The sequence below is a fragment of the Nonomuraea sp. NPDC049784 genome, assembly GCF_040659615.1.
Classification (GTDB): Bacteria; Actinomycetota; Actinomycetes; order Streptosporangiales; family Streptosporangiaceae; genus Nonomuraea.
In genome coordinates this window covers 56,540-75,097 of record NZ_JBFAMX010000004.1, presented here as the reverse complement: position 1 = coordinate 75,097, position 18,558 = coordinate 56,540, and the positions used below count along the sequence as shown (strand labels likewise).

The following is an 18,558-nucleotide window of genomic DNA, read 5'->3' as shown; positions in this document are numbered from 1 at the left end:
GCCGACAATTCAGCGGGCGCGGCGGAGGCGGAGGAAGTCGCTGACCACGTACTCGCCCAGGCGCTCGGCGCTCGGCGAGAAGACGCGGCCCCCGTTCCTGCGGGCCACCTCGTCCACGAACTCCTTCAACCGGTCGTCCGCCGCCAGCATGAAGATGTTGATCGTGGCCCGGCGGCGGGTCATCTTGTCGACCTCGGACAGCGTGAGCTCCAGGGTCTCGTGCGAGGGCGGCCACTCGAACGCCGACCTGCCGTTGCGCATGAGGTGGGCTGTGGGCTCGCCGTCCGTGACCACCAGCACCACCGGCTCGAAGTCGGGATGGCGGTCGAGGTGGCGGCCGGCGATCAGGAGGGCGTGGTGCAGGTTGGTGCCCTGGACCATGTCCCAGTCGAGGCCCGCCAGCTCGTCCGGCTGCAGGACCCTGGCGTAGTTGGAGAAGCCGATGATCTGGACGGCGTCCTGCGGGAACTTGGACGCCACCAGGGCCTGGAGCGCGAGGGCCGTCTGCTTGGCCGCGGCCCATGTGCCGCGCAGGGCCATCGAGTACGACAGGTCCACCAGGAGGCAGACGGCCGCGGCGGTGCGACGCTCGGTCTCGGACACCTCGAAGTCGTCCACGGACAACCGTACGGCCGTCGTCCCCGCGCCGTCCCGGGGAGTGATGCCGCCGCTGCGGACGCCGTTCACCAGCGTGCGGACCACGTCGATGGGCTGCTCGTCGCCGAAGCGCCACGGCCGGGACGAGCCCGTGAGCTCTCCCGCCGAGCCCGCGTCGTGCTGGTCGTGGTCGCCGCGGCGGCCCGCGTCGAGCGAGGAGAACACGCGGCGCAGCGCCGTCTCGCCCAGGCGGCGGACCGCCTTGGGGGTGAGCTCCAGCTTGCCGCGGCGGCGCAGGAGGTAGCCCTGCTCCTCCAGCTCCCGCTCGATGCGCTTGAGCGCCTCCAGGTCGTCCACGGCCGAGCGGCCGAGCGCGCGGCGCACGGCGGCCTCGTCGATGTCGTCCAGTCGCGCGCCCGGGTAGTCCTGGCGCAGGGCGGTCTCCAGCTGGGTGAGGTCGGCCAGCTCCTCCAGGGCCGTGACGGCGTCGCCCATGGCCAGGGGCTCTTCGCCGGTGAGGCGCTCCGGGGCGTTCCAGGCCAGGTCGGGGCGGCGGGCGTAGAGGGCCTCGCCGAGGCGGCGCATCTCGTCGGAGAGACCGGCCTGGTCGAGGGTCTGGTTGATCAGGTTGGCGAGCTCCTCGCGCTGGCGCGGGGTCATCGAGGCCAGCATGCGCTGCGTGGCGGCGGCGCGGCGGGCCAGGATGTCGACGAGCTCTTCCAGGTTGCGAGGCTTTTCGGGGAACAAATCGCCATATTTCCCCATGAAGGCGTCAAAATCCGCCTGGGTGTGCTGGCCGCGGGCGTCGTTGTCCAGCATGTCGTTCAGGTCCGACATCATCTGCCGGACGCGTTCCATCGCCTCGGGATCCGGGTTGGCGAGGGCGTCCCGCAGGCCCCTGAACTGGCTGTCCAGGACCTCCCTCCGCAGCAGGTCCCGCAGCTCCTCGAACGTCTGGCGCGCCGCTGAGGAGCGCCAGTCGTACGTGCTCAGCTCCTGGATCGCGCTGGCCGTGTCATCGGGCAGCGCGTCGAGCCCGGTCTCCCGCAGCCGCGCGTCGTCGGACGGGTCGGGGAACAGCTCGGCCCGCTCCTGCCCGATGGCCTTGTCGAGCAGCGCCCGCGCCTTTTCGAGGGTGCCGTCGAGCCGCCCGCGCTCGCGCAGGTCGCGCCGGCGCCGGCGTACCTCCCTGAGCATGTCGTCGAGCCCGCGGCGGTCCTGCGCGCCGGGGAGCCCGCGCTTGAGCAGGTCGCGCAGGGCGTGGACCGGCGTCGAGCCGGAGAGGATCGCGTCGCCCATCTCGTCGAGGGCCGCCCGCACGTCGTAGGGCGGGGCGAGGGGGTCGGGGCCGTCGTGGTACTCGCCATAGCGAAAGGCCATCACGCACCCACGCTAACCCGATCCGCCCGGTTATGCGTCCCCCGGAAGCCTTCTGCGCGGGTCCGGCTACGCGTCCCCGAAGACCTCCCACACCTCGTTCACGCCGCCGACTCCGGGCGTGTAGTCGATCGTCACGAGTACGGGGTGCTTCGCCGCTTTGAGCGCTTTGGTCAGGTCAGCCGAGGTGCACGACTTCTTGCCGAGCCCGTGCTTGTCGGCGTTGACCGGCTCGCCCGCCAGCCACGCGTCCCGGCACCGCGCCGTGGTGCGGTGGAAGGACGTGGCGTACGTGTATCCGAGCTTGACCTGTTTTCCGCCGGACGCGAACAGGACGGTGGTGTCGTTGACGCGCTTGATGGTGCCACGGGCAGTACGCGAGCCGGGCCACTCCGTGACCAGGAACTCGTTGATCTTGACGGCGCCGGAGCCCTGGTACTCGACGCGTAGCGGGACGGGACCGCGCCTCAGCGCGGCGTCCAGATCACCGGGCTCACAGGCCGTGCGGCCCAGCCCCTTGGCGTCGAGGGCCACCTGGCCCTCGGTCTCCTTCAGGTCGCAGGCCACCGTGACGCGGCCGTAGGACGCGTGGGTGTAGTCCAGCCGCACTTCCTTGGCACCCGTCACCGTCTTGAGCCGGTAGCCCAGAAAGCCGTCCTTCCGCACGAAGGTGGCCGACTTGGGCACGATTCGCAGGTGGCCGTTGCCGTCGGCCCACGCGTACCCGTACACGACCTTGCCGGCCTGCGCGGAAGCAGGCACGGCGAAGAATCCCATGGCGAGAGCGGCGGCACAGGCAAGCAAACGCATGGGCGGTCTCCTCGTCGGCGAGATCAGCTATCCACTATGACGCGGAAGACCGCCATGATGTTCACGTGCGATAGACGGAGACTCCGTCAAGGTCCTCCTTGGAGAGGCGCCGCATGAGGTAAAGCCCCTCCAACGCGAACTCCAGGGCCGCCGCCGCGTGCCCGGGCGACTCCTCGCCCGCTCCCATGCCGAGACGGGACATGACCTTGGCCAGCCCGGGGACGGGACCCATCCGGTGCAGGAGCTCGCCCGCGGGGACCAGCTCGCCCGACTCCACCTGGGTGCCCTCGGAGAACTTGTCGATGATCGTGGACAGGTCCATGCCGCCCAGGCGGGTCCTGAACGTCTCGGCTGTGGCCCTGCGCAGCAGGTGGGCGAGGATCTCGGTCTCCCTGCCCTCCTCGCTGACCTCGAACTCCACCTTGCCCCGCAGGCTGTGGACCACGGAGGCCAGGTCGATCACGCGCGTGACGGCCCGCTCCTCGCTCGTGATCGCGGCTCTGCGCACGGCCGAGGCGGCGGCGGTCTCGGCGGCCGCGATCGAGAAGCGCGCCGACACGCCGGAGCGGGCGTCGACGGCCGTGGACTCGCGTACCAGCCGGGTGAACCTGGCGATCACCTCGATGAGGTGCTCGGGGACGTCGGCGCCGATGTCCGGCATGGACTCCTGGCGGATGAGCGTGAGCTCGTCCTCCACCGTCAGGGGGTAGTGGGTGCGGATCTCCGCGCCGAAGCGGTCCTTCAGCGGGGTGATGATCCGGCCCCTGTTGGTGTAGTCCTCGGGGTTGGCGCTGGCGATGAGCAGGATGTCGAGCGGGAGCCGCAGGTTGTAGCCGCGCACCTGGATGTCGCGCTCCTCCAGCACGTTGAGCAGCGACACCTGGATCCGCTCGGCCAGGTCGGGCAGCTCGTTGACGGAGAAGACGCCGCGGTTGGTGCGCGGGACCAGGCCGTAGTGGACGGTCTCGGGGTCGCCGAGCGTGCGCCCTTCCGCGATCTTGATCGGGTCGACGTCGCCGATCAGGTCGCCCACGGAGGTGTCGGGCGTGGCGAGCTTCTCGCCGTAGCGCTCGTCGCGGTGCTTCCACGCGACCGGCAGCTCGTCACCCAGCTCCCGCGCCAGGGCCTGGCAGCGCGTGCAGGCCGGCGCGTACGGATGGTCGTTGATCTCGCAACCTTCGACGACCGGGGTCCATTCGTCCAGCAGGCCCGTGATGGTGCGGATGAGCCGGGTCTTGCCCTGGCCGCGCTCGCCGAGGAGCACCAGGTCGTGCCCGGCGAGCAGCGCGCGCTCCAGATGCGGTAGTACGGAGTCGTCGAAGCCCACGATGCCGGGGAAGCGGGGCTCGCCCGCCCGCAGCTTGGCCAGCAGGTTTTCCCGGACTTCGGCTTTGACGGTGCGATGAACGTGGCCGCTCTCTCGCAACTCGCGGAGAATACGTGGCTGATGCACGGGATCGAGACTACGTCCCCCGCGAGCAATGCGGCAGAGAGTTTCGCATCTGGCGGAGATTTCGGATCTCGACCATTGAGTGACGGTTCGTGTGCGTGCTTGTCCCTTTAGTGGGGAGAATGCGGCCTAGGGAACTTTGACATGTCGAGGGAGGCGAGACCCATGGCCTTGATGACGAGCCGCTTCGCCGACGGCCTCGCCGTGGGTTCCGACCTGGTGGAGGCCGCGGAGACCGCCGTCGGCCGGGCACTGTCGAGGCTCAGCGGCCGAGCCGACTTGGTCTGCTTCTTCATTTGCGGCGACGATCCAGAGACCGTCGCGCGGGCCGGTGAGGCCGCGATGAAGCTCGCACCTGACGCGCACGTGATCGGATGCAGCGCTACGGGAGTGATCGGCGACGGACAAGGAGTCGAGCTGACGCCTGCCGTGAGCGCGTGGGCGGCGACCTTGGACGGCGCGAGGCTGACGACCTTCGCGCTGGAGACGCTGACGGCCGAGGACAGGTTCGTGGTGGTCGGGCTGCCCGAGCGGGGTGGGGACGATCATGTGGCGATCCTGCTGGCTGACCCGTACACCTTCCCGACCGACGCCTTCGTGGAGCGCTCGGTCGATGTGCTCGGCGACCTGCCGCTGATCGGCGGGCTGGCCAACGGGCTGCAGGGCCGGGGCTCCGTACGGCTGTTCGCCGACGGCGAGATCTACACCGAGGGCGCGATCGGCGTCCTGATCAGCGGCCCGGTCAAGATCAGCACCGTGGTGAGCCAGGGCTGCCGCCCGATCGGCCCCAGCATGGTCGTCACCGCGTCGGAGGACAATCTGCTGCTCGAGCTGGCCGGTCAGCCGGCGCTGGCCCGGCTGGAGGACATCGTCAGCGAGCTGGACGAGGACGACCGCGAGCTGGTCGCCTCCGGCCTGCAGATCGGCTTGGCCATGAACGAGTACGCCGAGCGCCACGAGCGCGGCGACTTCCTCATCAGGGGAGTCATCGGCATCGACCCGGAGCGCGAGGCCGTGGCCATCGGCGACATCGTGGAGATCGGCAGGACCGTGCGCTTCCAGGTGCGCGACGCGGCCACTGCCGACGAGGACCTGTACGACCTGCTCGACGCCCATCGGGAGCAGCTCGGCAGGGTGGACGGGGCGCTGCTGTTCTCGTGCAACGGCCGCGGCTCGGCCATGTTCGGCACGGCGGACCACGACCCGGTCGCCCTGCGCGACACGCTGGGGCCCATCGGCATGGCCGGCTTCTTCGCCGCCGGTGAGGTCGGCCCGGTCTCGGGCCACAACCATGTGCACGGGTTCACGGCGTCCGTCCTGGTGTTCTCCAGCGCCGGTCCATGAGCTCTTCCGGTACGGCAGGCCGTCCGTGATCCTCGCGATCGACGTCGGCGGTACCAAGATGGCCGCCGGGCTGGTCGCCCGCGACGGCACGGTGACCAGGTCCGTCCGGGTCGCCACGCCGCAGGGCCGCGGACGCTTCGACCCTGTGGAAGACGCTCGTGGACCTCGTGGAGCCGCTCTCGGAGGTCGTCGAAGGGGGCGTCGAGGGCGTGGGTGTGGGCTGCGGCGGGCCCATGACCTGGCCTGACGGTGAGGTCTCGCCGCTGAACATCCCCGGCTGGCGCGGCTTCCCGCTGCGCGCCCGGCTGGCCGCCCGCTTCCCCGGCATGCCGGTACGGCTCCACAACGACGCCGTCTGCCTGGCCGTGGCCGAGCACTGGAAGGGCGCCGGGCGGGGCGCGGCGGACATGCTGGGCATGGTGGTGTCCACCGGTGTGGGCGGCGGCCTGATCCTGAACGGCCGGCTGGTCAACGGCAGGACGGGCAACGCCGGGCACATCGGTCACGTGATCGTCGAACCCGACGGCGGTCCGCGGTGCGGCTGCGGCGGCCACGGCTGCCTGGAGGCCGTCGCCCGCGGCCCCGCCCTGACCGCCTGGGCCCTGGACCAGGGCTGGATCCCCGGCACCGCCCAGCCCAGGACCACCGCACGGGCTGGGGATGGTAGGCCCGGACTCGTGCGGGCCTGTGCCCCCGGCGCCGCGCTCAGTGCGCCCGACGGCGCGTCCACTGGGTCCGACCGCGCGGTGGTGCGGGTCGGGGGCGCTGGGGAGGCGTATCGGGAGGATCGGGCGGTCACCGCGCGGGCGCTGGCGGCGGACGCGCTGGCTGGGGATCCGGTGGCGCGGCTGGCGATGCGCCGACCCGGGAGGTGGGTTACTCGGTTTCGGTGTGGAGGCTGGGGCCCTGGTCCGTGCCTTCGGTCTTGGTGTCCAGCCTGGCCCCGCCGTCGTCCGTGAAGCCGGAGCCGGCCTTGTCGCCGCCAGCGCCGGGAGCGGGCATCGGGGTGGCCTCGCAGGGCGCGACCGTCCCCTTGACGATCTGGAGCGAGGTCGCGAAGGGCGGCTTGTCGTCGCCGTCCTTGCTCTTCGAGACGGCCAGGACCAGCGTCTCATCCGCCGGCACCTGCCCCTTCTCGATCTTGAAGGTGATCCCGTTGGTCGACTTGCCGACGCTCGCCGAGAACTTCCCCGTGCCGGTCCCGCGCTCGCCACGCGGCTCCTTGCACGTCTGCCCCTCGGGCAGGTAGTCCACGACCGCCTTGACCCCGGCCTTGGCCAGCTCCGCGGCCAGCCCGTCCGGGTCGCTGAACTCGTTGATCTGAACGCTGACCGCCCCGTCGGCGCCCTTGGTGACCGCGTACGCCGGGCTGCTGGTGAGCCCGGTCAGCAGCAGCACTGCGGTGCCGGCGGCCGCGACCCCCGCCACCGCGGCCGACAGCCCCACGAAGCGCCGCCTCGAGCCGCGCTCAACCGGTGTCACAGTCGTCGTCATCCCGTCCTCCGCCTTCCGCGTCGTGATCTCTTCCTTGAGTGCACCGAGAAGGCGCTCTTCGAAGTTGCTCATGCCTGTCCTTCCACGTACACGGGTGCCGGCGCGCTTTCTGGCCTAGCTCCGCCCGGCGGGCTGAAGACATCCATCTCAGCGACGTGTTCAAGGGCCCGTCTCGCCCGGTGCAATCTGACTCGTGCGGTCACCTGCCTGATGCCCAGGGCCGTGGCGGCCTCGGTGACGGTGAGCTGGTCGATCGCCACGAGCTCCAGCACCGCGCGCTCGCCCTCTGGCAGGTCGTGCATGGCACCCAGGGCGCTGCGCATCTGGCGCTCGGCGTCGATCCGCTCCTCCATCCTGACGAGATCGTCATCGTCCATCAGCCGGCGGCCGGCGACGCGGTCGGTTGCCCGCGCCTCCCTGGCCGCCTTGCGATACTGGGCGGACACGACGTTGCGCGCGACGCCGTACAGCCAGGCGATCTCGCTGCCCCGGCCGGGCACGTAGGTATGTGCCGAGTCCAGGACCGCCAGGAAGATGTCCGACGTCAGGTCGGCGGCGAGGTGAGGGTCGCTCACCCGCCGGACCACGAATCTCATGACGGCATCGACGTGGCGGCGATAGAAGGCCTCAAAGGCCGCAGGGTCTTCGTTGAGGCGCACTGGCCTCGCTCCCTTCGTCGTTCGCCTTACATCCGTACTTGGACTGAGCGACGAGAAGCGTTTCCGTGCGGCTCAGGCAGGGCGGGTCGGTTGGAAGAGCCAGGCGTCGAAGAGCGGGTGGAGGTCTTTGCCGGACAGCTGCTCGGCGAGGCGGATGAACTCGTCCGTCGTGACGAGACCGTAGCGGTGGTCGGCGGTCCACGTCTTGAGCAGCTTGAAGAACGTGGCGTCGCCGATGGCCCTGCGCAGGGCCTGCAGCGTCATGGCGCCGCGAACGTAGACCGACGTGCCGAACAGGTCGTCGGGTCTGGCGCGCCCCGGCGGGTAGGTCCATATCGGGTCGCTGGCCGGGCGGGCGTGGAGCTCGTTGAAGATGGCGTCGGCGGTCTTCCCGCTCTTGTGCTCCGACCAGAGCCACTCCGCGTACGTGGCGAAGCCCTCGTTGAGCCAGAGCTCCCTCCAGCGCTTGATGGTCAGGCTGTCGCCGAACCACTGGTGGGCCAGCTCGTGGGCGATGATGTCCTGACCGGGGGAGAAGCCCCCGTAAAGCGGCTTGGTCTGGTTTTCCAGCGCGTAACCGGCGGCGTAGTCGTCGATGATGCCCCCGGTCGAGGAGAACGGGTAGGGCCCGAAGACCGTGGACCAGTAGTCGGTGATCTCGCCGGAGAGCCTGAAGAGCTTGTCGAGCGAGGTCTTGAACTTGGGGTCGACGGCGGCGGTCTCGGGGATGCCGGCGGGCGTGCGGCCCTCGCGCAGGTCGAACTTGCCCATCGTGGCCGTCGCCAGGTAGCTCGCCATCGGATGCCGCTCGCGCCACCGGAAGGTGGTCTTGCCCTGGGCGGTCGTGGGCCGCCCGACTTGCTCGCCGTTGGCCAGGGCGGTCACCCCGGCGGGAACGGTGATCGTGAAGTCGTACGTGGCCTTGTCGGACGGGTGATCGTTGTTGGGGAACCAGGTCTTGGAGCCGTCGGGCTCGGAGGCGACGAACGCGCCGTCGGGGGTCGCGACGAACCCGAACGTGCCCAGGTTGGCGCTGTCCTTGATCGGCTGGGGCTGCCCTGAGTAGACGACCTTGACGGTGAAGCGGGACTTGTTGTCGATCGGCTCGGCAGGCGTCACGGTCAGCTCGTCGCCCTGGCGCCGGAACGCCGCGGTGGAGTTGTCGACGGTGACCTTGCTCACGGTCAGCCCGTGGAGGTCGAGGTCGAAGCTGGACAGATCCTGGGTGGCGGCGGCCTGGATCTTGGTCGTCCCCTGGAGCTGCTTGGTCAGCGGCACGTAGTCGATGGCCAGGTCGTAGTGGGAGACGTCGTAGCCGCCGTTGCCGTCAGCGGGGAAGTCGGGGTCGCCGATGCCGACCGCGCCCGGCCGGGGTCCGGTGAGCGGCGGGTCGTCGAGCCGGTGGTCGGCCAGCGACGGTGGCTTGTCCACGGGCGCGCAGCCCAGCACGCTGATCAGCGCGGCCAGCAGCAGCGCCACCCAGCGCATGTTGGAACCCATCGGCTTACGATCCCCCTTCAAACTGTGACCTGCAGCTTACGCTGGGTTAGGCGTTGACGACGACCGTCCTGGCCGCCTTGTCGTGCAGGGCCTGTTTACGGGGGTCGAAGAGGATCCAGCTGAGGTCCAGCAGCAGGCCGACGCAGCAGACCCAGGCGAGCGCGGACTCCACGGCCTGCCTCACCGCGGCCTGCATCACAGTGATCCCGGCGCCGTTCTCCTGCACGACTCGCATGCCGAACAGCCTCTTGCCCAGGGTCTGGCCGTTCCAGAAGGCGTGCAGCAGCCAGAAGTACAGGAAGGCCACGAGCCCGGCCAGGAAGGTGTGCTGCACCGGATAGCGGTCCCACGCGCCTCTGCCGGGGTCCCAGACGTACGTCCAGCTCTGCCAGTCGAAGGGGACGGAGATGACGTTGACGATGAACCAGTCGAGGACGCCGGCGAACAAGCGTCGCCAGCGTCCCGCCAGCCCCGGTGGTGATCCCATGATGTCCTGATGACCACCACTAAGTCGGGGCAAACTAAAGGTTGCCCCTCCGTTCCTGCTCGCGCTCGATCGCCTCGAACAGCGCCTTGAAGTTGCCCTTTCCGAACCCGAGCGACCCGTGCCGCTCGATCAGCTCGAAGAACACGGTGGGCCTGTCCTGCACCGGCTTGGTGAAGATCTGCAGCAGGTAGCCGTCCTCGTCGCGGTCCACGAGGATCTTCCGCTTCTTCAGCTCCTCGATCGGCGCCCGCACATTCCCGATGCGCGCCCGCAGTTCGGGGTCGTCGTAGTACGAGTCAGGCGTCTCCAGGAACTGGACGCCGGCCGCCCGCATGCGGTCGACCGTGGTGAGGATGTCGTTGGTGGCCAGCGCGATGTGCTGGACTCCCGGCCCGCCGTAGAACTCCAGGAACTCGTCGATCTGCGACTTCCTGCGGCTTACGGCCGGCTCGTTCAGGGGGAACTTGACCTTGCGGGAGCCGTCCGCCACGACCTTGGACATGAGCGCCGAGTACTCGGTGGCGATGTCGTCGCCGACGAACTCCGCCATGTTCGTGAAGCCCATCACCTTCCGGTAGAACTCCACCCACTCGTTCATCTTGCCCAGCTCGACGTTGCCGACGCAGTGGTCGATCGCCTGGAAAAGCCGCCCGTTCTTCGTCTCGGGGGGCGCGACCAGCGGCTCGGCGGCCACGTATCCGGGCAGGTAGCGCCCGCCGTAGTTGGACCTGTCGACCAGTGTGTGCCGGGTCTCGCCGTAGGTGGCGATGGCCGCGAGCTGCACCTTTCCGTGCTCGTCCTCCATCGTGTACGGCTCCACCAGCCCTCTGGCCCCGTGGGCGACCGCGTACGCGTACCCCGCCTCGACGTCGGGCACCGCGATGGCCAGGTCGATCACCCCGTCACCGTGCTCGGCGACGTGCCTGGCCAGGTCCGTGCCCGGGCGGAGCGGAGCACGGAACTCGAAGGTGGCGCCGCCCGAGACCAGCACGTACGCGGCCTCGTCCCGGCTGCCGTTCTCGGGCCCGCGGTAGGCCACCAACCTCATACCGAACGCGGTCGAGTAATAGTGGGCCGCCTGCTTGGCGTTGCCCACGGCGAACACGACGGCGTCCATCCCGTTGACCGGAAAAGCATCATTCATAAGTCCAACTGTCGATTTTCCTGGGCGAGCTGCGCAACAGTTACTTGAATCGGTGGACAACCTGCCTAGCTTCTCCGCGAAATATCGGGTAAATCTGTACAGTATGACGATCGATGACCTTGACGCCCGGCTGATCGCCCTCCTGGCGGAGGAGCCCCGCCTGGGCGTGCTCGAATGCTCACGCCGGCTCGGCGTGGCCCGTGGCACCGTGCAGGCCAGGCTCGACCGGCTGATCGCCAGGGACGTGATCACCGGGTTCGGGCCCGACGTGTCGCCTGAGGCCCTCGGCTACGGTGTCACCGCGTTCGTCAGCATGGAGATCAGGCAGGTCGCCGGGCACGATCCGGTGGCCGACCGGCTGGCCGCGATCCCCGAGGTGCTGGAGGTGCACACGATCACCGGCGACAGCGACCTGCTCTGCCGCGTGGTCGCGCGGACGAATGCCGATCTGCAGCGGGTTATTGACCGGATCGTGGATGTTCAGGGCGTGCTCAGGACTAATTCGATCATCGCCCTCGACACACCCGTTCCATACCGAGTTCTGCCGTTGGTCGCCGATGTCCCGCGCAGGGGCTAGCGCGGGCCGTACTATCGCTTTGGGACGGGGCACCGATATCGATCGTTTACCCTTGGCATTCGCCCAGCTTGCGGGTTGTTCTGCGGTTGAGTTGGGTGATGCTTGGCGAGGGGGTCGAGGTGCGGAGTGATGGTGGTAACGGGATGCGAAAGCGGCGAGTTCTCCGACTTCTACTGATTTCATTCGGCGCAGGAATCCTCGTACTGGTCGGGCTTTTCGCGGTCGCGTGGGCGATGACCCCGATTCCCGATTCCACGCAGAAGCAGGCCACCGCGCAGGGTTCGGTGATCTATTACCGCGACGGCAAGACCGTGCTCGCCCGGCAGGGCATCGACCGCAAGAACGTCGAGCTGGCCAAGGTGCCCCAGCACGTGCGCGACGCGGTCATCGCGGCGGAGAACCGCTCCTTCTACGAGGACGGCGGCGTCTCGGTCAAGGGCACCGCGCGGGCCGTCTGGTCCACCGTCAGCGGGCAGCAGCTCCAGGGCGGCTCGACGATCACCCAGCAGCTCGTGCGCAACTACTACAGCGGCCTCAGCCAGGAACGTTCCGTCACCCGGAAGTTCAAAGAGATCCTCATCGCGATAAAGGTCGACCAGTCCAAGTCGAAGGACTGGGTGCTCGGGCAGTACCTCAACACGATCTACTTCGGCCGCGGCGCCAACGGCGTCCAGTCGGCCGCCCGTGCCTACTTCGGCAAGGACGTCGGCCAGCTCAGCGTGGCCGAGGGCGCGTACCTCGCGGCGGTGATCCAGCAGCCCAGCAGGTTCGCCGACCCCAAGGGCGCCGACCTCCAGGCGGCCGAGCAGCGCTGGCAGTCGGTGATCGACGCGATGGGCCAGACCGGCGCGCTGACGCCCGAGCAGGTCGCCGCCCAGCGCTTCCCCCGGCTCACGGCCCCGAAGAAGCCGTTCGAGCTCAAGGGCCAGGCCCAGTACATGCTGGAGCAGGTGACGGCGGAGCTCAACCGTCGCGGCTACACCGACGAGGACATCAACGGCGGCGGCCTGAAGATCGTCACCACGTTCGACAAGAAGCTCATGCAGGCGGCCCAGCAGGCCGTCAAGGACGTGCTGCCGGACGCCACGCCCAAGAAGGTCTTCACGGGGCTCGCGGCCGTCGATCCCGCCACCGGCGAGATCGTCGCGTTCTACGGGGGCCGTCCCACGCAGTCGCAGTACGACAGCGCGTTCTCGGCCAAGGTCCAGGCCGGGTCGACCTTCAAGCCGTACACGCTGGCGGCGGCGCTCGAGAACGGCTTCGACCTGTCCACCAGGGTCAACGGCAACTCGCCGATGCGCGTGGCGTCGGACCCGAAGCCGATCCCCAACGACAGTGACCGCTCGTACGGCGAGATCAACCTGGTGCAGGCCACCCAGAACTCGGTCAACACCGCGTTCGTGGACCTCGGCCAGAAAGTCGGCCTGGACAAGGTCTCCGCCGTCGCCGAGAAGGCGGGCATCCCCAAGGCGCAGATCGAGAAGCAGCAGAGCTACGCGTCCTTCCCGCTCGGCGTCTCCTCGGTCAGCGCCGTCCAGAACGCCTCGGGCTTCTCCTCCTTCGCCAACAAGGGCGTGCACATGGAGGCCCACGTGGTGAAGTCGGTCACCGACGCGGACGGTAAGAAGCAGGACATCGAGCCGGTCGCGACGAGGGTGGTCAGCGAACAGGCCGCCGCGGACACGACGTACGCGATGCAGCAGGTCGTCAAGTACGGCACCGGCACCGCCGCCCGCCTCTACGACCGCCCGGTGGCCGGCAAGACGGGCACCACCGACGAGTCGAAGTCGGTCTGGTTCAACGGGTTCACGCCGCAGCTCGCCGTCGCGGTCGACATGTTCAGGGACGACAACGCCACCGTCACGATCCCCGGGTACGGCACGCAGTTCGGCGGCCAGCTGCCGGCGCAGATCTGGCGGGCGTTCATGACCGAGGCCATGGCGGGCAAGCCGGTGGAGGAGTTCCCGCAGCCGTCGGACTACGGCTGGGGGCCCGACTACTCGACGCCCGATCGGTACCAGAACGATCCCCAGCAGGACTACACGCCTCCGACGAACCCCAACGACTGGAACAGCACCCCCGATCCCAGCTCCACCGAGCCCACGATCACGGACCCGCCGGTGACCGATCAGCCGAGCAACAACGACGGGCAGAACGGGCAGCAGGACCGGCAGCCCACGATCACGGACCCGCCGGCCACGCAGGCTCCCAGCCAGCCCACGACGGGGCCCGACACGGGTGGCGATCCCAACAACACGGGCCGCCTGCGGACCGGCTAGCGCGCGGCTGAAGGCGTGGCGCGGGTCCTCGGGAGTCCGCCCGCGCTCACCCGCCCAGCTCGGCGCGGAGCTCCTCGACCGTGGTCACGGGCATGCGGCAGGTGAATCCCCTGCACACGTAGGCGGCGGGCGCCCCGCCGACGAGCCCGCGCCCCTCCAGCAGCTCGGGGAAGTCGCCGGGGCCGAGGGCGACCACCAGCCCTGGCGCGTCGGCCAGCAGCGCCTGCCTGTGCAGCGCCACCGTACGCGGGTCGTCGGCCGGGCCGACCACGGCGACCTCCACGGGCCCGTCCAGCGCCGCCCGCGCCACGGACAGCCCCCACCCGGCGAACCTGGCGTGCCCCGTGGCCAGCACTGACACGGTGCCGAGCGCGGCGTGGGCGATCTCCCTGTGCCGCGTGGAGCCGGTCAGGGCGCCGTAGGAGAGCAGCGCGCCCGCGGCCCCGTACTGGCCCGACGGGGTGGCGTTGTCCGTGGGGTCCTGCGGCCGCTGGAAGAGCCGCTCGGCGTCGTCCGCCGTGTCGTAGAAGCCGCCCGCGCCGTCGGCGAACCTGTCGAGCACGGTGTCCAGCAGGGATCCCGCGAGCCGCAGCCACCTGGTCTCGCCGGTCACGCCGTACAGGGAGATCAGGCCCTCGGCCACGTTGGCGTAGTCGTCGAGCACCCCGGCGTTCGTCCCGGCCCTGCCGTCCTTGGACGTACGCAGCAGCCTGCCGTCCACCACATGCGTGCTCGCGAGCAACTCGGCCGCGGCCGTGGCGGCCTCCACGAGATCGGGCCGCTCGAACACCGCGCCGGTCTCTGCCAGCGCCGCGATGGCCAGGCCGTTCCACGAGGCCACGACCTTGTCGTCGCGGCCGGGGCGTACCCGCTGGTCCCTGGCGGCGAGCAGCCGCCCCCGGACGCCGGCGTAGCGTACGGGGTCGTCGGGGTCGCGCGGGAGCTGCAGCACGGACGTGCCGTGCTCGAACGTGCCGGTCACCTCGAAGAGCTCCTGCGCCCAGCGCGCGTCGTCCTCACCGAGCACCTCGCGCAGCTCTTCGGGCGTCCAGACGTAGAACTTGCCCTCCACACCCTCGCTGTCGGCGTCGAGCGCCGAGGCGAACCCGCCTTCCTTCGTGCGCATCTCGCGCAGCATCCAATCGGCCGTCTCCAGCGCCACGCGCCGCGCCAGCTCGCCGCCGCCCGCCTTCCACCAGTGCGTGTAGACGCGCAGCAGGAGCGCGTTGTCGTAGAGCATCTTCTCGAAGTGCGGCACGACCCATTCCGCGTCCACGCTGTAGCGCGCGAATCCGCCGCCGAGCTGGTCGTACATGCCGCCGCGGGCCATCGCCCCGAGCGTCTCGCCGCTCATCTCGCGCTCACCCGAGCGCAGCAGGAACTCCAGCACCATGGACGGCGGGAACTTCGGCGCCCTGCCGAACCCACCGTGCGCCGGATCGAACTCCTCGCGCAGATTCTGTACGGCCCGCGCCAGCGTCTCCTCGTTGGGGACGGCGCCGCTGGGCAGTGTCGTGCCCGCGTTGAGCGCCTCCACCACCTTGGCGCCCTGTGTCAGCACCATCTCCCGGTCGCCGACCCACACGTTGTGCACCTCGGTGAGCAGGCGCTGGAAGTTGGGGCGCGGGAAGTAGGTGCCGCAGTAGAACGGGTGGCCCTCGGGCGTCGCGAACACGGTCATCGGCCAGCCGCCCTGGCGCGTCATGGCCTGCGTGGCGCCCATGTAGACGGCGTCCACGTCCGGCCGCTCCTCGCGGTCGACCTTGATGTTGACGAAGTGCTCGTTCATGAGACGTGCGGTTGCGGCGTCCTCGAAGCTCTCATGCGCCATGACGTGACACCAGTGGCACGCTGAGTAGCCGACGCTGATGAGCACCGGCACGTCCCGCTGCCTGGCCTCCGTGAACGCCTCCTCGCCCCAGGGGTGCCAGTCCACGGGGTTGTCCGCGTGCTGGAGCAGGTAAGGGCTTGTGGCGTCTTTCAAGCGGTTCATCAGGACCTCCACTGATCAGCCTATTCCGCCCCCGGCCCCTACCCCTCGGCCGCCACCTCCCCGCCGACCACGTTCCCACCTACCCGAGGGCGCCGCACCGGCCACGGGCCGCACGTGTCGGGGGCCGTCGCGACACGCGCGCAGGCGGCAGCCCCAACGGCGGCCCGCGGCCCTCACGTGCACCTTTGAGCCGTGTGTCGCCACCCACCCGCTCACAGGCGCCCCGGCGCGAGTGCCCCACCGCCCCATGCACGCCCGATGCCGCATCCCCACCGGCGGGCGGCTGACTGGAGAGGGCGGGACGGCGTAGGTTACGGGGCGTGGATATGGACTTCGTCTGCGCCCACGCCGGGCGCCCCGCGGGCGCCATCACACGCAGGGACGTGGCACGCGCGCTGCTCGCCGTATCGTCAGGGGTGGCGCTCGTGGCGCTGCCCGACCTGCGGCGCGCGATGATGGCGGCGGGCAACCCGCTCTCCCGCCCGTTCTGGGAGTCGGCCAAGGCCACGCTCAGCTCGATCGAGTCCGGCGTCGCCACGGTCGGTGACGTGCAGCGCTGGGTCGAGTCCACCGGCACCGAGCCGATCCTCATGACACCCAGCTACTTCGTGTGGCCTGGGGAGGACGAGCGCGGCCCCGTGGCGGCGGAGATGTTCGCCCGGCTGGTCGCCCACCTGGAGGAGCGGGTGGAGTCCGGCGAGATCGACCCCGACGCGCTGGCCGCGGGCGACCAGGAGGCCCGCAGGGCGTACGAGGAGCTGCAGGAGCGCTGGCTCGGCACGCCGCTGTCCGACGGCAGGGTGCCCGGGTTCGCGGTGAGCGACGAGCAGGATGAGGAGCTGTTCTCGGCCTGGGACGAGGAGGAGGCGTTCGCGCTGTCGGAGCTCCGGCGCATCGTCGCGGGCCTGCCCGAGCAGCCCGAGCGCCCCGCCGGCCAGCTGGAGGCGGCCGCCGCGCGCCTGCGCGGGCTGCTCGCCCAGCCCGGCTACCCCGCCAGCGTGCTGCGGGCCTGCGCCGGGTTCGACGACGTCCCGATGCCGGACGACGACGTCGAGCTGTGGCTGGCGGTCGCGGCGGGCATCGCTGGGCCCATCTCGGACCTGTCGGAGAACGGGGACGTGCTGGAGGAGTTCGCCGATCTCGACAGGGACCTCAGTCTGGAGGACGCCGCGCTGGCCAACCTCTGCGCGATCCAGCACGCCGACTGGCTGGCCGGGGTGGCGGCGCTGACCAGGCTCGGCCCCGGCGTGCTCGCCTCGCCCGAGCGGATCGCGCGGCTCATCGCCGAGTCGGAGGACATCGACGTCGACGACCAGAACGTCGACGACCTCGACGCGACCGAGGGGCTGTTCATGTCGGTGGTGAGCCTGTGGGGCTATCTCGGCATCGTCGACGAGAACGAGGTGCTCACCCCGCTGGGCTGGTGGGGGCTGCCCCAAGCCCTGGAACGCGCCTGGTCACCGGCCGCCGAATGAGGTGTCGACCAGTTCCTGGAACTCGGGGTGGCGCTCGATGTACTTCGCGACGTACGGGCACAGGGGCACGACGCGCAGGCCGGTGTCGGCGCTCGCCTGGAGCGCGTACCCGACCAGCTTGCTCGCCAGCCCCTGCCCCTCGTACGCGGGCAGCACCTCGGTGTGAGTGAAAACGATCTTGGTGGGCAGCAGCCGGTAGTCGGCGAACCCGGCTACCTTGCCGTCCACAAGAACCTCGAACCGGCTCTCCGTCGAGTTGTCGACTACTTCGATCGACATCTACTCGGCCTTCTTGTCGTCCGTGTCGCCCTCGTGCGGCACCCGGATCTTCGACATCTGCTTGTTCATCGACTTGATCAAGAAGTACAGGGCGAACCCGAGGAAAGCCACCACGACGAAGCCGAGCAGGCCCGGACTCACATCACCTGCTGCTAGAACGTTCACAGTTCCAGTCTGCCATCCAGGGAGGGTGGTCCCGTCAGTGGCAGGCGGGGGAGACGTCCTCGGCGTGGATGCCGGCGAACAGGTCGTCCTCGGGCAGTTCGGTGTCCACGAGCGAGCGCGCCAGGTGGTAGTCCTCGGTCGGCCAGATCTCCTGCTGCAGCTCGCGCGGGCAGACGAACCACCAGCTGTCGGGGTCGATCTGGGTGGCGTGGGCCAGCAGGGCCTGGTCGCGGATCTCGAAGTAGTCGCCGCACGGCACCCGCGTGGTCACCGGCCACTTGGCCGGGCGGTCCTCCCAGCGGGCGATCCAGTCGGCGTACGGGGAGCCCAGGCCGCGCGAGGTCATCGCCTCGTGCAGCGCCTCGAAACGCTCCTTGGTGAAGCCCATCTGGTAGTAGAGCTTCAGTGGCTGCCAGGGGTCGCCCGTGCCCGGGTAGCGGTCGGGGTCGCCGGCCGCCTCGAACGCCTCGACCGAGACCTTGTTGGTCATGATGTGGTCGGGGTGCGGGTAGCCGCCGTCGTCGTCGTACGTGATGATCACATGCGGCCTGAACTCGCGCACGGCCGCCACCAGCGGCGCCGAGGCGTCCTCCAGCTTCTGCACGGCGAAGCAGCCTTCAGGGAGCGCCTCGTCCTCGTTCTCCGGCAGGCCGGAGTCGACGAAGCCCATGAATCGCTGCTGCACGCCGAGGATCTCGCGGGCCCGGTCCATCTCGGCCTTGCGGATCGCGGCGATGTTGGCCACGACGTCGGGGCGGTCCATCTTGGGGTTGAGCACGGAGCCCCGCTCACCGCCCGTGAGGGTACAGACCAGCACTTCCACGCCTTCGCGCACGTAACGCGCCATCGTGGCGGCGCCCTTGCTCGACTCGTCATCGGGGTGGGCGTGGACGGCCATCAGCCTCAGCGGTGCACTCACGGGCTCGAT

Annotated in this window: 17 protein-coding genes; 5 read left to right on the top strand and 12 right to left on the bottom strand. The window is 69.8% G+C overall.

Annotated features, from left to right (window positions below; translation table 11 throughout):
* Positions 1–9 precede the first annotated feature (9 nt).
* The 3 genes from AB0J09_RS02015 to AB0J09_RS02005 form a co-directional block, all read right to left on the bottom strand.
* The gene (locus tag AB0J09_RS02015; protein WP_360683658.1) at positions 10–1,977 is read right to left on the bottom strand and encodes a hypothetical protein; all 1,968 of its coding nucleotides are present in this window, start codon (positions 1,975–1,977) and stop codon (positions 10–12) included.
* Positions 1,978–2,043: 66 nt separating this feature from the next.
* Positions 2,044–2,784 carry a hypothetical protein gene (locus AB0J09_RS02010; protein WP_360683556.1) on the bottom strand — a complete coding sequence of 247 codons (741 nt, stop codon included), beginning with the start codon at positions 2,782–2,784 and terminating at the stop codon, positions 2,044–2,046.
* A gap of 61 nt (positions 2,785–2,845) precedes the next feature.
* Positions 2,846–4,237 (bottom strand): sigma 54-interacting transcriptional regulator, encoded by a 1,392-nt coding sequence (locus AB0J09_RS02005; RefSeq protein ID WP_360683553.1) that lies wholly within the window; start codon positions 4,235–4,237, stop codon positions 2,846–2,848.
* Positions 4,238–4,408: 171 nt separating this feature from the next.
* On the opposite strand from AB0J09_RS02005, the gene AB0J09_RS02000 reads away from it, so the two are divergent.
* Both AB0J09_RS02000 and AB0J09_RS01995 read left to right on the top strand, forming a co-directional pair.
* Positions 4,409–5,578, top strand: a complete 1,170-nt coding sequence (locus tag AB0J09_RS02000; protein ID WP_360683655.1) for an FIST N-terminal domain-containing protein — start codon at positions 4,409–4,411, stop codon at positions 5,576–5,578.
* Between the two features lie 158 nt (positions 5,579–5,736).
* Positions 5,737–6,537, top strand: a complete 801-nt coding sequence (locus tag AB0J09_RS01995) for an ROK family protein (RefSeq protein ID WP_360683550.1) — start codon at positions 5,737–5,739, stop codon at positions 6,535–6,537.
* On the opposite strand, the gene AB0J09_RS01990 is transcribed toward AB0J09_RS01995, so the two are convergent.
* The 5 genes from AB0J09_RS01990 to hppD form a co-directional block, all read right to left on the bottom strand.
* Entirely contained in the window at positions 6,455–7,144 is a 690-nt protein-coding gene (locus AB0J09_RS01990) for a hypothetical protein (protein ID WP_360683547.1), read from the bottom strand. The two genes, AB0J09_RS01995 and AB0J09_RS01990, sit on opposite strands and share 83 nt — an antisense overlap.
* Positions 7,141–7,731, bottom strand: coding sequence for an RNA polymerase sigma factor (locus AB0J09_RS01985; protein ID WP_360683544.1), 591 nt, complete (start codon positions 7,729–7,731; stop codon positions 7,141–7,143). Before AB0J09_RS01985 ends, AB0J09_RS01990 begins: the two co-directional genes overlap by 4 nt.
* Positions 7,732–7,803: 72 nt before the next feature.
* Complete coding sequence (locus AB0J09_RS01980) at positions 7,804–9,231, bottom strand: M1 family metallopeptidase (RefSeq protein WP_360683541.1); 1,428 nt, start codon at positions 9,229–9,231, stop codon at positions 7,804–7,806.
* Positions 9,232–9,277: 46 nt separating this feature from the next.
* The gene (locus tag AB0J09_RS01975) at positions 9,278–9,718 is read right to left on the bottom strand and encodes an RDD family protein (protein WP_360683538.1); all 441 of its coding nucleotides are present in this window, start codon (positions 9,716–9,718) and stop codon (positions 9,278–9,280) included.
* 34 nt (positions 9,719–9,752) lie between these two features.
* Complete coding sequence (gene hppD / locus AB0J09_RS01970) at positions 9,753–10,862, bottom strand: 4-hydroxyphenylpyruvate dioxygenase (protein ID WP_360683535.1); 1,110 nt, start codon at positions 10,860–10,862, stop codon at positions 9,753–9,755.
* Between the two features lie 103 nt (positions 10,863–10,965).
* Between hppD and AB0J09_RS01965 the strand changes: the two genes are divergently transcribed.
* Entirely contained in the window at positions 10,966–11,439 is a 474-nt protein-coding gene (locus AB0J09_RS01965; protein WP_360683532.1) for an Lrp/AsnC family transcriptional regulator, read from the top strand.
* A 233-nt stretch (positions 11,440–11,672) separates the two neighbouring features.
* Positions 11,673–13,718, top strand: coding sequence for a transglycosylase domain-containing protein (locus AB0J09_RS01960; protein WP_360683529.1), 2,046 nt, complete (start codon positions 11,673–11,675; stop codon positions 13,716–13,718).
* Between the two features lie 46 nt (positions 13,719–13,764).
* Here AB0J09_RS01960 and AB0J09_RS01955 read toward each other — a convergent pair whose 3' ends face one another.
* Positions 13,765–15,711, bottom strand: a complete 1,947-nt coding sequence (locus tag AB0J09_RS01955; RefSeq protein ID WP_360683526.1) for a thioredoxin domain-containing protein — start codon at positions 15,709–15,711, stop codon at positions 13,765–13,767.
* A gap of 326 nt (positions 15,712–16,037) precedes the next feature.
* On the opposite strand from AB0J09_RS01955, the gene AB0J09_RS01950 reads away from it, so the two are divergent.
* Positions 16,038–17,186, top strand: coding sequence for a hypothetical protein (locus AB0J09_RS01950; RefSeq protein ID WP_360683652.1), 1,149 nt, complete (start codon positions 16,038–16,040; stop codon positions 17,184–17,186).
* Here AB0J09_RS01950 and AB0J09_RS01945 read toward each other — a convergent pair.
* Genes AB0J09_RS01945 through mca form a run of 3 tightly spaced genes read right to left on the bottom strand, consistent with a single transcriptional unit; the run spans position 17,169 to position 18,549 of the window.
* Positions 17,169–17,465, bottom strand: a complete 297-nt coding sequence (locus tag AB0J09_RS01945) for a GNAT family N-acetyltransferase (RefSeq protein WP_360683523.1) — start codon at positions 17,463–17,465, stop codon at positions 17,169–17,171. The two genes, AB0J09_RS01950 and AB0J09_RS01945, sit on opposite strands and share 18 nt — an antisense overlap.
* A complete protein-coding gene (locus AB0J09_RS01940) occupies positions 17,466–17,630 on the bottom strand; it encodes a hypothetical protein (protein ID WP_360683520.1) in 165 nt (54 codons plus the stop codon). It abuts the gene before it with no gap.
* A gap of 34 nt (positions 17,631–17,664) precedes the next feature.
* Complete coding sequence (mca, locus tag AB0J09_RS01935; RefSeq protein ID WP_360683517.1) at positions 17,665–18,549, bottom strand: mycothiol conjugate amidase Mca; 885 nt, start codon at positions 18,547–18,549, stop codon at positions 17,665–17,667.
* Positions 18,550–18,558 lie beyond the last annotated feature (9 nt).